14 protein-coding genes are annotated in these 12,566 nt (G+C 40.9%); 7 read left to right on the top strand and 7 right to left on the bottom strand.

Annotated features, from left to right (window positions below; genetic code table 11):
- Positions 1-244 precede the first annotated feature (244 nt).
- Positions 245-1,420 (top strand): FtsW/RodA/SpoVE family cell cycle protein, encoded by a 1,176-nt coding sequence (locus QLQ22_RS06100; RefSeq protein WP_223440420.1) that lies wholly within the window; start codon positions 245-247, stop codon positions 1,418-1,420.
- A 148-nt stretch (positions 1,421-1,568) separates the two neighbouring features.
- Positions 1,569-2,303 carry a bis(5'-nucleosyl)-tetraphosphatase PrpE gene (prpE, locus tag QLQ22_RS06095; protein WP_223440419.1) on the top strand — a complete coding sequence of 245 codons (735 nt, stop codon included), beginning with the start codon at positions 1,569-1,571 and terminating at the stop codon, positions 2,301-2,303.
- A gap of 96 nt (positions 2,304-2,399) precedes the next feature.
- On the opposite strand, the gene QLQ22_RS06090 is transcribed toward prpE, so the two are convergent.
- From QLQ22_RS06090 to QLQ22_RS06075, 4 genes are all read right to left on the bottom strand, one after another.
- Entirely contained in the window at positions 2,400-3,302 is a 903-nt protein-coding gene (locus QLQ22_RS06090; RefSeq protein WP_284016220.1) for an RluA family pseudouridine synthase, read from the bottom strand.
- A 21-nt stretch (positions 3,303-3,323) separates the two neighbouring features.
- Complete coding sequence (locus QLQ22_RS06085; protein ID WP_223440417.1) at positions 3,324-4,118, bottom strand: NAD kinase; 795 nt, start codon at positions 4,116-4,118, stop codon at positions 3,324-3,326.
- Between the two features lie 21 nt (positions 4,119-4,139).
- Positions 4,140-4,775, bottom strand: coding sequence for a GTP diphosphokinase (gene yjbM, locus QLQ22_RS06080; protein ID WP_423246234.1), 636 nt, complete (start codon positions 4,773-4,775; stop codon positions 4,140-4,142).
- 187 nt (positions 4,776-4,962) lie between these two features.
- On the bottom strand, positions 4,963-5,346 hold the full coding sequence (locus QLQ22_RS06075; protein WP_223440413.1) for a UPF0738 family protein: 384 nt from the start codon (positions 5,344-5,346) through the stop codon (positions 4,963-4,965).
- A 206-nt stretch (positions 5,347-5,552) separates the two neighbouring features.
- Here QLQ22_RS06075 and QLQ22_RS06070 point away from each other — a divergent pair, with 206 nt between their 5' ends.
- The 5 genes from QLQ22_RS06070 (at position 5,553) to QLQ22_RS06050 (ending at position 8,892) form a co-directional block, all read left to right on the top strand.
- On the top strand, positions 5,553-6,164 hold the full coding sequence (locus tag QLQ22_RS06070; RefSeq protein WP_252208237.1) for a CYTH domain-containing protein: 612 nt from the start codon (positions 5,553-5,555) through the stop codon (positions 6,162-6,164).
- Entirely contained in the window at positions 6,154-6,762 is a 609-nt protein-coding gene (locus QLQ22_RS06065; protein ID WP_284016219.1) for a lytic transglycosylase domain-containing protein, read from the top strand. Before QLQ22_RS06070 ends, QLQ22_RS06065 begins: the two co-directional genes overlap by 11 nt.
- Before the next feature lie 339 nt (positions 6,763-7,101).
- Positions 7,102-7,512, top strand: coding sequence for a globin domain-containing protein (locus QLQ22_RS06060; protein ID WP_223440408.1), 411 nt, complete (start codon positions 7,102-7,104; stop codon positions 7,510-7,512).
- On the top strand, positions 7,509-8,390 hold the full coding sequence (locus QLQ22_RS06055; protein WP_284016218.1) for a ClpXP adapter SpxH family protein: 882 nt from the start codon (positions 7,509-7,511) through the stop codon (positions 8,388-8,390). The genes QLQ22_RS06060 and QLQ22_RS06055 overlap by 4 nt, the downstream gene beginning before the upstream one ends.
- Before the next feature lie 343 nt (positions 8,391-8,733).
- Positions 8,734-8,892: a hypothetical protein gene (locus QLQ22_RS06050; protein ID WP_223443210.1), complete on the top strand. Its 159-nt coding sequence runs from the start codon at positions 8,734-8,736 to the stop codon at positions 8,890-8,892.
- Positions 8,893-9,155: 263 nt separating this feature from the next.
- Here QLQ22_RS06050 and pepF read toward each other — a convergent pair whose 3' ends face one another.
- The 3 genes from pepF to QLQ22_RS06035 form a co-directional block, all read right to left on the bottom strand.
- The gene (pepF, locus tag QLQ22_RS06045) at positions 9,156-10,973 is read right to left on the bottom strand and encodes an oligoendopeptidase F (protein ID WP_284016217.1); all 1,818 of its coding nucleotides are present in this window, start codon (positions 10,971-10,973) and stop codon (positions 9,156-9,158) included.
- A gap of 78 nt (positions 10,974-11,051) precedes the next feature.
- Entirely contained in the window at positions 11,052-11,210 is a 159-nt protein-coding gene (locus tag QLQ22_RS06040; RefSeq protein ID WP_223440406.1) for a hypothetical protein, read from the bottom strand.
- A 64-nt stretch (positions 11,211-11,274) separates the two neighbouring features.
- Positions 11,275-12,468, bottom strand: coding sequence for a competence protein CoiA (locus tag QLQ22_RS06035; protein ID WP_284016216.1), 1,194 nt, complete (start codon positions 12,466-12,468; stop codon positions 11,275-11,277).
- Positions 12,469-12,566 lie beyond the last annotated feature (98 nt).

The raw sequence follows: 12,566 nt of genomic DNA, 5'->3' as shown, positions 1-12,566 counted from the left end.
TATATACATGCAGAAAACATGCGCAGCACTAGCGTTTGCGCTCTGTACTGTCGTTTTTTCCTTGTGATAAGGTAGCATGTTTTGCGATGTTTTACAAATGAATCCTTTGCAAATTCATTAATTTTCGCTAAGATTGATAAAGTGAAACTTCACTCACAGGGAGTTTATTCCCCACTGTTTGGTGGTTGAGAATAAAAAATATCATTCATTGCATTATTAGTTTTTTAATAGAAAGGGATCCATAATGAACACAGATAAATCCCCACAGCAGCAGTTAGACTACACACTTATTTTTATCATGTTTTTAATGGCGCTGACCAGTGCCATTGCGATAAGCAGTGCCCAACCTACTCTACCCGAAAAATTGCAGAATATAAACTTTGCCTTTCTTCAGCTTAGATGGTACATCATCGGTATTATCGCAGTCATCGGAACAATGGTCATTGATTTTGACCGCTTCAAACAGCTCTCATGGTATTTATATGGATTTGGGATGATTTTGCTATTGGGGCTTGAAGTTCTGCCGTCGCCTATTGTAGAGCCGATTAAAGGTGCAAAAAGCTGGTATACCCTTCCTGGAATCGGTAATTTCCAGCCATCAGAACTGATGAAAATTTTTATGATTATTGTTCTTAGCAAAATCATTACTGACCACCGGGAAAAATACGCCACAAATACAGTCAGAGATGACCTGCTCCTGTTAGGTAAAGTATTTGCCGCAGCGGCACCTCCCATACTCCTGCTGATGAGACAGCCGGATACAGGGATGACAATGGTCTTTTGCGCTATTATCGGTTCATTAATTATTGTCTCGGGTGTTAAATGGAAAATCATCTTCAGCTTTATATTATCAGGTGCGGGAATGGCCGCTATTGGCGTATTTATTTTTTTCACATTTCCGGATTTCTTCAACAAGTACATTTTAGACACCAATTCTTATAAACTAGATCGTGTTTATGGCTGGCTTAATCCGTATGAATATTCCAGCGATATCGGATTTCAGCTTATCAAATCTCTTCTTGCAATCGGTTCGGGTGAGCTTTACGGAAAAGGATATCAGCAGCTTGAGGTTTACTTGCCTGAGGGGCATACAGACTTTATATTCGCCATTATCTCTGAGCAGTTCGGATTTATCGGCGGCAGTATCGTGATTTCTCTTTTCTTCCTTCTTATCTACCGGATGATTCATATTGCACTTGAGAGCAACGACCCATTCGGAAGCTTTTTATGCACAGGAGTCATCGGCATGATCACGTTTCAGGTTTTCCAAAACGTCGGCATGACCGTTGGCCTCCTTCCAATTACAGGACTCCCGCTTCCTTTTATCAGCTATGGAGGAAGTTCACTTGCAACCTACATGATTGCCATCGGCATTGTGTTGAATGTCAGATCACGAACCAGAAAGTATATGTTTGACTAATGATGAAACCCGTTTTTATAACGGGTTTTTTCTTTTATCCTGAATTCTTTTCTTTCTTTAATGGAACGATGAAGGTATATGATATTTTTGATTCTTTAAAGATATCTGCTATCATCTTAGAAAAAGAGACAAATGAGGACGGATTCAGATGAAAATTGATATTATCGGTGATATTCACGGCTGTTTTGACGAGTTTTGCGAGCTTACGGAAAAGCTTGGCTATGATTGGAATAATGGGTTTCCTGTTCACAGCACCAGAAAACTTGCTTTTGTAGGAGATCTGGCTGACAGGGGACCCCATTCTATAAAAGTAATCGAGGCCGTTATAAAAATCACTTCGAACCAAGCAGGATATTATGTGCCAGGCAACCACTGCAACAAACTTTACCGTTACATGCTCGGAAACAAAGTCCAGGTTGCACACGGTTTGGAAACGACAGCGGCAGAACTTGAAGCATTGGGAGAAGAGGAACGAAAGGATGTCTATCAGAGTTTTATGAAGCTCTACGATCAATCTCCTCTCTATCAGGTATTGGATGAGGGCAGACTGGTCATTGCCCATGCAGGAATCAGGGCTGACTACATAGGTAAAACGCACAAAAAAGTAAAAGAATTTGTGCTTTACGGGGACATAACCGGCCAGACTAACCCTGACGGAACTCCTGTCAGAAGAGACTGGGCAAAGCTTTATAAAGGTAAACCGTTCATTGTCTATGGGCATACACCAGTACGGGAAGCACGGTTTGTCGGCAATACGGTGAACATTGATACTGGAGCAGTATTTGGAGGCTATTTAACAGCGCTCAGATATCCCGAAAAAGAGATTGTCACAGTCAAATCATCTTTGCCGTATGACGAATCTAGGTTCCGGGAGATGGATTGAAGAGCCTGATATTAGGGTAAGAGTAAATCTATTTTCGATATCATCGGATTTATTTCCGATCACCACTTTTAAATATCAAAAAAACTCATGCCGTACTCAGCATGAGTCTTTCTTATTTATAACCGATTGGATATCATTCGGCAAATCAATCTTGAAGTTCATTTCTTTTTCCAAAAACGGATGAAAGAATGAAAGTTCAGCACTGTGCAGCGCCTGCCTTGATAGAAGCTGATGACTTCCCCCATATAAACTGTCGCCGCACAGCGGATGGCCGATGTGGGACATATGAACTCTTATTTGATGCGTTCTTCCTGTTTCAAGCTTCAGGGAAACTAGTGTATTGCATTCGGAAAACGCAATAACATGGTAATGGGTAACAGCAAGCTTGCCATCATCTCTGACGGTCCGTTCTATAATGCTGTCCTCTTTCCTGCCGATTGGCGCAGAAATTGTACCCTGCTTCATCAACACTTTCCCTTCAACCAAAGCAGCGTAAGTCCGTTTGATTCCGCCCTGCTTTTGAAGAGAGGAAAACAAGGAGTGTGCGAAACGGTGCTTTGCGACAAGCATTAGCCCGGATGTATCTTTATCGAGACGGTTGACAACATGAATAGTTGCATCGATCCCTTTTTCCCTGTAATAAAAGAGCAGACCATTTGCAAGCGTCCCGCCTGGATGTTCACGTGAGGGAATTGTTGGAAGATAAGGCGGCTTATTAATTACAAGACACCATTCATCTTCATACACAATATCAAAGTTTACTTTTTCAGGAAGCATGCCTGAACTTGGCTTTTCAACAGGAAAGATGACTTTGAGCACATCTCCTGACTTAAGCTCGAAGCGGACGGTTGCATGTTCACCATTTACTAAAATGCATCCGCCTCCGAACTTGATATCGGTTAAAGCGCGCTTTGATATATTCTTTTCCTTAAGATAATCCCTTATGAGCATGCCTTCTTCAGCAGCAGGGATTGTCCATGTTAATTGAAACGCGTTCACAACTATCTTCCTCTCAGGATCCTATTCGGAAATAAATGAGTCGCGGACTCTTTTCCAGAATGGAAATGGCCTGAATCTCGCAAACCTGATTTTTTCATTGGCAACACGGCATTGAATCGATTTTACGTCTTTATGCAGAAGCGTTAAATGATCGATGGTGATTTGGAAATCAACATCATTAACCGGCTTTAATAAACAAGTATGGTGATCCGGCAAAACAAGAGGAGAACCTACTGTTCTGAATACCCGGTTATTGATAGAAGCCATTTCCGCAACCTGAATCGCAGGAATTGATGGATGCAAAATAGCTCCGCCAAGTGCCTTGTTGTAAGCTGTACTTCCTGATGGTGTAGATATGCAAAGACCATCTCCGCGGAAGGTTTCAAAAATCTGCCCTTTGATTTCAAGATCCATGACAAGAGAGCCTTCAATCGCTTTCACGGTACATTCATTTAAGGCAAGATAGCGTGCTTCCCGTCCTCCGTCATTATGTCTGATGATGACTTCAAGCAGCGGATATTCAACAACCTGATATGGTGTCTTTGCAATCGCAATCACAAGCTTCTCAATCTCATCCGGAACCCAGTCGGCATAAAAACCCAGATGACCAGTATGTACTCCTACAAATGCCGTTTTATCAAGCCTGCTGCGGTAGCGGTGAAAGGCATATAAAAGTGTCCCGTCTCCTCCGACTGAAATCACAATATCAGGCTTGTCCTCATCATATTCGAGATGAAAATCCATTAAATAGGCTTTCATCTTATGCATTAGTGTATTTGAAACGGTATCTCCTTTAGAAGTGACCGCAAATTTCATAACAGCATGCCCCTTTATTCATCATTTATCTTTCGTTTCTGTTTTCCTTGAAAAAATGACTTGTGCATCTCTTATTTCTCCGCGAATCTTGGACATCTCTTCATCTAAAAGAAAAGCTGCTTCTGCTGAACTTTTCAGCCTGATCTTAATGTCTTCGGGGAAATTCCCGCTGTACTTATAATTAAGAGAGTGTTCAACAGTTGCCCAAAAATTCATCGCAAGCGTTCTGATTTGAATTTCAACCAAAATGCTTTTTTCACCTGAAACTGTCTGAACAGGATATTTGGCCACTACATGATAGGAGCGGTATCCGCTTGCTTTTTTTTGCGAAATATAATCACGTTCTTCAATGATTTCAAAATCATTCCGATGTCTGAGCATTTCGACGACAAGCTTTATATCATCTACAAACTGGCACATCATGCGAATTCCAGCTATATCCTGCATTTCAGTCTCAAGCGCATCAAGCGAAATATTTTTGCGTCTTGCTTTATCAAGAATACTGGCAATGGGTTTAACTCTTCCTGTAACAAATTCAATCGGCGAATGGCTGCCTTCTAGTTCATATTGCGCTCTTGTTCCTCTAAGCTTTACTTTCAACTCATCAACCGCCTGATGATACGGTGCTAAAAATACTTCCCATTTTCTGCCGATCATAGCCTTCCCCCTCGTCATTTAGAAAAGCAGAAGCGCCCGATTAGCTCTGACATGGCAGAAGTATCCGGCAGAGAAGTCCGGGTATGACTTTTTTGGCGGATTTGTTCTGGCCGAGCGAGTTGGACCACTCCGCTTGCCATCAATGCGCAAACTTTATCTTATTTATAAATAAACACGCTTTTATGTATTAGTCATCTAAACCAAATGCCTCAACGACTTTCTTTTCCATTTCTTCCCCATAGTTTGCGTTATCTTTAATATTTTCAAGCAAATAGGATAATTCATCATGGATATCTGTCAGCTCAATCGTCAATCCGTTTACATTCAGATCTACGGGGATTCCGCTGTCTAATGCAGTTTTCAGCTGCGGCCAAACTTCTGCTGGCAGGTTTGTATAAATAAAGTCTTCCTTATTATCCATTATGTAAATAAACGCCAATTGATCGGAGTCGACCAGCATCTGTCCCTTTGCAGTCAAACCATTCAAATCATTTTCTCCAAAAGGCATCGCTTTAAGTATCATTCTTTCTTGATCAAGTACGGCTTCATTCACTTCAATTCTTCGTTTCATAAAAATCTCCTTCCAAATCAATTCCACGTCTATTTTATCATATTCACCCTGTGCATGATAAATATTGAAAACCGTTTTTTTAATTGCCATAATAAATAGAAATGAGGAATCGCCCGTTCTGGGGCTGGACAACACCGAAAAGCGGAGCCCGCATGCAATGTTGCTTACCATATTAATATCTGATAACCGAAAGGAACGTTATAACCATGACCCAGGAAATTGAAATTGAATATAAAAATCTGCTTACTGAAAATGAATTCTCCCGACTGACTGATTTTTTTCAAATCTCTGATGATGACTTCAGACACCAGGAAAATCATTATTTTGATACGCCCGAATTCCATCTTAAAAAGCTGGGTGCGGCCCTTCGAATTCGCTTTAAAAACGGCAGGTACGTACTGACATTAAAAGAACCTGCACCTGTCGGCCTGCTTGAAACTCACCAGGAAATTACAGAAAAAAAAGCGGCTGAGCTTCTTTCATCCGCTTCAGCTCTTCCAAAAGGCCAGGTTTTAGAACGGATACTCTTACTCGGAATCCTTTCTGAAGGCATTTCCTTCTTTGGAACTTTATCCACAAATCGGGCAGAGAAAACCTATAAAAATGGCTTAATTGTTCTTGATCACAGCCGATATATAAATAAAGAGGATTATGAGGTTGAATATGAGGTCTTGGATGCAGAAGAAGGACTGCTTGCTTTTCACGAGCTGCTCGCCTCCCTGCAGATTCCTCTGCGCACAACGCCAAACAAAATTAAACGTTTTTATGATCATAAACGTCAGATCGCTAATGAGAAGGAGCTTAATAGTGGAAATTAACCATATGAAAGCAATGATGCAGCTTCAGGCTTTACGGAGCCTGTCCCAAACGGATGAAACGTCCGAGTCCTCATCTGCGTACATGTTCAAGGATATCTTTCAGTCTTATATTGACGGTCAGACTGAAGAAGTCCCGCCTCAATTTAAGCAAGCTGCCGTCCCTTTGACAATGCCGCAAGTAAACGTAAATGTCCGTACGACACCTTCTGAACCGGCAGGCAGCAAGGAAATTGACAGCCTTATTTCTGAAATGGCAGCCAAATACAGCTTGGATGAAAAACTGATCAGAGCCGTCATTTCTCAAGAGTCGGGTTTCAACCCTAATGCCAAGAGTGCTGCAGGGGCTGCAGGACTTATGCAGCTTATGCCAAAAACGGCACAGTCACTTGGCGTTTTGAATACTTTTGACCCCGCTCAAAACATTGAAGGCGGAACAAAGTATTTAAAGCAGATGCTAACGAAATACAATGGTGATATCCCACTTGCTCTTGCAGCATATAACGCCGGGCCTGGAAATGTTGATAAGTACGGCGGCATTCCCCCGTTTAAAGAAACACAAAACTACGTACAAAAAATTACTGCTTCCTATTTTGCTTAATAAAGGAGCTGATTTAAAGCGAAAGCGGCTTTAAATCAGCTCCCTTTTTCATTTCATAGAAAGAAGCCCTGCACATATACTAAGAAAAGCGGAAGCAGCTCCAGATCCCATCTGACCTTTGATATAAGCTATGGAGCTGGAGATATACTCCTGGAGACTAAATAAATACTGAGACTAAAAAAAGGCTTATCGCCCATTTTCCATCTTGATTATATGGATTAGAATATAACATGACCGCTATTATCTTAAACAAGATATTCTTTTCAAGGCAGTTTGTTTGAGCAATGTTAGGTCAATTGTTACAATAAGCTTATCTTATTAATAAAGGAGATCACAGGCATGGCTGATCAATTTGCAACACCATATGAAGCGATTGGGGAAGATACACTTTCGCAGCTGGTTGATGCCTTCTATCATAAAGTGCACAAGCATCCTCTGCTCTCTCCGATTTTTCCAGATGATTTGTCGGAAACAGCTAGAAAACAAAAACAATTTTTGACGCAATACTTAGGCGGACCGTCTTTATATACAGAAGAACATGGACATCCCATGCTGCGGGCAAGACATTTACCCTTTCAAATTACCCCTGCAAGAGCCGGGGCATGGCTTTCTTGCATGGAAGAAGCTATGGATGAATTAGACCTTGATGAACGATTTCGGGAATGGTTTTTTGAACGGCTGGAACTGACAGCCCAGCACATGGTTAACACTCCAGATGAAAAACAGCAGCCGAAGGGTTCTCCGCAATGATGATTCAGCACAGTGAGAATCAAAAATCAGCTCCATTTTTCTCTCACTGTCAGGGCAATTCAAAAAAACCGCTCGAAATCTATATCTTCATCGACCCACTATGCCCTGACTGCTGGGCACTTGAACCGATCATAAAAAAACTGCTGATTGAATATGGGAGATTCTTTACACTAAAACATATTATCAGCGGACGCATCAAAACGCTTAACCAGATAAAACGGAAAAATCCGGCAAATCTTGCGCAAGCCTGGGAAAAAACAGCCAGTTTAACTGGGATGTCCTGTGATGGGATACTAAGATCTGAAAGTTCGATTTCATCTCCATTTGCAGCTTCGCTTGCGATAAAATCAGCAGAACTTCAGGGCAGAAAAGCAGGTATCCGCTATTTGCGGAAACTTCAGGAAGTCTTATTTCTTCAAACAAAGAATATTGCAGAAGAGAAAGTTCTTGTACAAATAGCACAAGAAGTCGGCCTTGATGCTGATGAGTTTGTAAAAGATCTTCATTCAGCCAGTGCCGCCAAAGCGCTGCAATGTGATTTAAAAATATCTGCGGAAATGGACGTTCAGGAAAATCCTACACTCACTTTCTTTAATCAGAATGTTGATCAGGAAGGGCTGAAAATCAGCGGGTATTATCCTTATGAAATGTATGTTGGCATCTTATCAGAAATGCTCGGGGATGTACCGAAGCCATCTCAAGCTCCGCCGCTTGAAATCTTTTTAAGCTATTTTCAATTTGTCGCTACAGCCGAGATTGCGGCAGTTTACAATATGACGGCAGAAGACGCGGAAAAGGAAATGAAAAAGTATTTGCTTGCTCAAAAGGTTGAGCGCGTGCCAGCGAAGCATGGTACGTTCTGGAGATACATTGGATAAAAAAGAAAGAAATCCGGTACAATTTCCTGTACCGGATTTCTTCTTTTTTAACCTGAAAACGTTTACTTTATTATTCTTAAAAAGACTCCGCACGGGTAATACGGAGTCTTCTGTATGTCTTAACGACAACAAAGGGGATGGGAGAAATTTTTCACGGTCAAACAAAGGGGTAAATGTTTGTTTGTGATTGATTTCACATCTATAATATATCAGAAATTGTCGAGTTATGACAACCCATTGAAACTCATTTCACAAATTTGTCACAAACATAAATACAGCGTGGCTTTCATATTTTTTAGAAAGGACAAACAAGGAGGATTTCAAATTGAACAGCAGCCTTCCCCTGATTATCAGTATCATTCTGCTTATTATTAGTTTCTTTCTAAATATACTTGGATTAATGGAGATGTTTCCATTGCTGGTATCGTCCCCGCTTTTGTTTATTTCAATCTTTGTGACACTATATTTAATGAATCACCGGAAAACTTTTAAGGGGTTTTAGCCGCGGCTCTGTATACTGATTAAATTCAATCGATACCAGTATTTTGGCCAGCTCTTTCAAGCCATCGTTTTCAAGCGGAATTTGTTAATTTTTTAGCCGATTATCAAGCTTCTCCCAGAAATATTAAGTAACATTTAGCTGAACCGTTTTTTGAACAGAAAAACAGCGGTCATTTAATAGTACTTTTAAGGCTTTTTTATTCTCTTCCCGCCTTCTGCAGATACTAAAAAAGAATGCAGCTCCCAGGCTGCATTCTTCTTATTTTACTCTGACAAAAGCTGCTCCATCTCATTCAGCTTCTCTTCAAATACCTTCAATGCTTCTTCAATTGGCTGGGGCGACGTCATATCCACGCCTGCTTTTTTCAGCACTTCAATCGGATAATCCGAGCTTCCTGATTTGAGGAACTCAAGGTAGCGCCGGACCGCAGGCTCTCCTTCTTCAAGGATCTGCTTGCTGAGTGCAGTTGCTGCACTGTATCCAGTTGCATACTGATACACGTAGTAATTGTAGTAGAAATGTGGAATTCTTGCCCATTCCAGGCCTATTTCTTCGTCCACTGCCAAGTGTTCACCAAAGTATTTTTTGTTCAGATCATAATATAGCTTCGTTAATAGATCTGGGGTCAGCGGTTCGCCTTCCTGTGCTTTTTTATGAATCGTATGTTCATACTCAGCAAACATCGTTTGACGGAATACTGTGCCTCTGAATCCTTCTAAATAATGATTTAAGAGATAAAGCTGTTTTTTCTTATCATCAATGGTTTTTAACAGATAATCATTCAATAACGCTTCGTTGCATGTAGACGCAACCTCTGCTACGAAGATTGAATAATGTCCATATTGATACGGCTGAGATTTTCTTGTGTAATAACTGTGCACGGAGTGACCGAATTCATGGGCCAATGTAAAGAGATTGTTCACATTATCCTGCCAGTTCATCAGGATATATGGGTTTGTTCCGTAAGTTCCAGAAGAGTAGGCACCGCTTCTTTTCCCTTTGTTTTCGTGCACATCAACCCAGCGGTTTTCAAAGCCTTCATTCAAGATAGCCAGGTAATCCTCGCCAAGCGGAGCAAGACCTTTCAGCAAATAGTCCTTTGCTTCAGCATAAGGAATTTTCATCTTGACGTCTTTCACAAGCGGTGTGAAAAGGTCATACATATGAAGCTCATCAAGTCCGAGCACTTTTTTGCGGAGCTCGATGTACTTATGAAGCAGGTGGAGATTATCGTTTACCGTCTTAACGAGATTCTCATACACTTCTTCAGGAATATTATTATTGCTGAGGGCTGCTTCGCGTGCTGACTGATAATTTCTTACTGTTGCGTAGAAGTTATCTTTTTTAATCGCTCCGCCAAGCGTGCTTGCAAATGTGTTCTTATATTTATCATATGTGCTGTATACCGCTTTAAAAGCATCTTGCCTAACTCTGCGGTCTTCACTTTCTAAAAATCGGATATAGCGGCCGTGGGTTACTTCTACCTCTTCGCCGTCCTCATCTTTTATTGAAGGAAATTCAAGATCTGCATTATTCAGCATGCCGAATGTATTGCTTGATGATCCCAATACATCTGAAGCCTGCGCTAAAAGGGCTTCCTGCTCTGCAGATAATACATGCGGACGCTGGCGGTTAATTTCGTCTAACGTATGCCCGTAAACCTTCAGCTCTTCTTTTTCATTTAAGAAGCCTTTAATTTTCGCTTCATCCATTGATAGGATTTCAGGTATAATGTAGGACGAAACACTGCTCGCCTGTGTGTAAAGGTTTGATGCACGGTCATTTAAGCCCTGATAGTGTGAATCCCCTGTGTCTTGATCGTATCTCATGTGGGCATATGTATAAAGCTTTCCTAATCTCTCCATCACAGCATCCTGATATGTAAGTGCTTCTAGAAAACCATCAGCTGAATCTCCGAGTTTGCCCTTGAATTCTCCAATTTTAGGCAAGGAAGCTTTCACTTCTTTAAACTCCGCTTCCCAAGCTTCATCATTTTCAAAAATATCCTCAAGTTTCCATGTATCTTCGACGGCGATGTCCGTTCTTTTCGGCAATGTTTTAACGGCTGTTTGTTCTGCCATAGTTATCCAAATCCCCCTTTTAACATGATTAACCCAATAATATTCTATATTTTCTTGCAAATCAATCTAAGAGTCTTGCTATTTTCCCTGCATATCAGACAAGTCCTGACGGCTGTCGACATCCTTCTCTCCATTTTCGCGCATCGACTTCGTCATCAGGTATGCAATGGCTCCTGTGCTGACAGCTGTTAAGGTGTAATCAAACAAATTGCTTTTCCTTCTTTTTTTATAAAACATCATCATTCCTCCATTCATATTCACTCTTTCATAGGTTGCTTCGTCCTTACCCTGTTCATACAAATCATTTATATTGAGTAAATAGCTTCATAACAAGCTCATCTCTCTTTAATAAATCAGCAGGTTTACTCTGCCATGTAATTTCTTTTTGTTTCACATATTTGTTTTTATTTACACGCTGAAGCATGCCCATAAACGATAATGCCTCCAAATATTCAAGAATCGGTGCCCCAATAGTAAGATGCTTTAAATGTGTTAGATCACGGACTTTAGTTGAAGGATCTGCCCTTATTTCCCTTGTAACCTCTTCAAGAGTAAAAACTGTGTGTGTTTGGATCTGATCTATGAACAAGAGAATTTTGGTTTGCCAAAGGCAAATGCGGGAATCAAACAGATAGCTGGTTTTGATTGGAAGAAAGGCTTCAGCAGGAAGGTGGGAAAGCGGAGTCTGCTTCTTTTCATAAAGTTCTTTCTGAAGCAGGATCATTTCCCTCTGAAGATGTACAGCCGGTTTTAAACGATGTGATTTGATGAGGTGAATCCACTTTGAAAGATGGGACTTAATAGAATGCGTTTTTGGACTTTGAAGATCAGAAATGGCGGTTTGATTTAGAGGCAAATATCTTGGAATGGAGAAGAAGACTTGTTTTGAAAAAGGAATGAGGTGTTCAATCAGAAGGAATGCCTGCACTTTTGAACAATACGTAGGGATAAACGGCGGATCGAGCGGGTCTTCACCTGCTCTTGCAAACAGCCACTGAAAAGGGGAAATGCGAAAGGTATGACTGCTTAACCGTGCAGTATTTTTACCGCCTAATATCCACATCTCATTAATCCCGGCTTTTTTATATTGGCTGGTTCTTTTTGAAAAAAGAGAAGCAGGCATCACTGAGCATTGATATTCTACAGCTGTGTATTTATTCCTGTTTTTAAAAAGCACATCAGGGCGCTGAGAAATACTTGGGAGGTATTGTTCGAGCTTTGCACTTTGGACTCCTTGCCCCTGAAGCCACTTATAAAGCTGGAGCTTCCCATTCAGATGGTACTCGCTTTCAGGCTCAGTCTCTATGGAGCACGTTTTATTTTTTTGGTGTGCAAAATGATGGACTTTAATGCTGCCAATCTTTAAATCAAGCGGATTTTCACACACTGGACAGTAGAAGGCCTCTTTCCTTCTTAATTGCATAAGGATCTGTGCTTCCCATTGCTTGTCCGAAAGATTAATCATAGTTCCTTTGCCGGTTTTGGCAACTAGCATAACTTTGCATCAGCTCCTTTGTTATGATCTTCTTCATTATATAAAAAGTTTCCTTATTAAGGAATCTGTTTTTATAACAAAAGCGCAAGTTGGCCGAT

Source organism: Metabacillus hrfriensis (assembly GCF_030127205.1).
In the GTDB taxonomy this organism is placed as follows: domain Bacteria; phylum Bacillota; class Bacilli; order Bacillales; family Bacillaceae; genus Bacillus_P; species Bacillus_P dongyingensis.
This window is presented reverse-complemented; position numbering and strand designations above follow the sequence as displayed.

Excerpts from the sequence above, each read along its gene's own strand:
- QLQ22_RS06100 (WP_223440420.1), top strand. The coding sequence starts at position 245 with ATGAACACAGATAAATCCCCACAGCAGCAGTTAGACTACACACTTATT.
- prpE (WP_223440419.1), top strand. The coding sequence starts at position 1,569 with ATGAAAATTGATATTATCGGTGATATTCACGGCTGTTTTGACGAGTTT.
- QLQ22_RS06085 (WP_223440417.1), bottom strand. The coding sequence starts at position 4,118 with ATGAAATTTGCGGTCACTTCTAAAGGAGATACCGTTTCAAATACACTA.
- yjbM (WP_423246234.1), bottom strand. The coding sequence starts at position 4,775 with ATGATCGGCAGAAAATGGGAAGTATTTTTAGCACCGTATCATCAGGCG.
- QLQ22_RS06075 (WP_223440413.1), bottom strand. The coding sequence starts at position 5,346 with ATGAAACGAAGAATTGAAGTGAATGAAGCCGTACTTGATCAAGAAAGA.
- QLQ22_RS06070 (WP_252208237.1), top strand. The coding sequence starts at position 5,553 with ATGACCCAGGAAATTGAAATTGAATATAAAAATCTGCTTACTGAAAAT.
- QLQ22_RS06060 (WP_223440408.1), top strand. The coding sequence starts at position 7,102 with ATGGCTGATCAATTTGCAACACCATATGAAGCGATTGGGGAAGATACA.
- QLQ22_RS06055 (WP_284016218.1), top strand. The coding sequence starts at position 7,509 with ATGATGATTCAGCACAGTGAGAATCAAAAATCAGCTCCATTTTTCTCT.
- pepF (WP_284016217.1), bottom strand. The coding sequence starts at position 10,973 with ATGGCAGAACAAACAGCCGTTAAAACATTGCCGAAAAGAACGGACATC.
- QLQ22_RS06040 (WP_223440406.1), bottom strand. The coding sequence starts at position 11,210 with ATGTTTTATAAAAAAAGAAGGAAAAGCAATTTGTTTGATTACACCTTA.
- QLQ22_RS06035 (WP_284016216.1), bottom strand. The coding sequence starts at position 12,468 with ATGCTAGTTGCCAAAACCGGCAAAGGAACTATGATTAATCTTTCGGAC.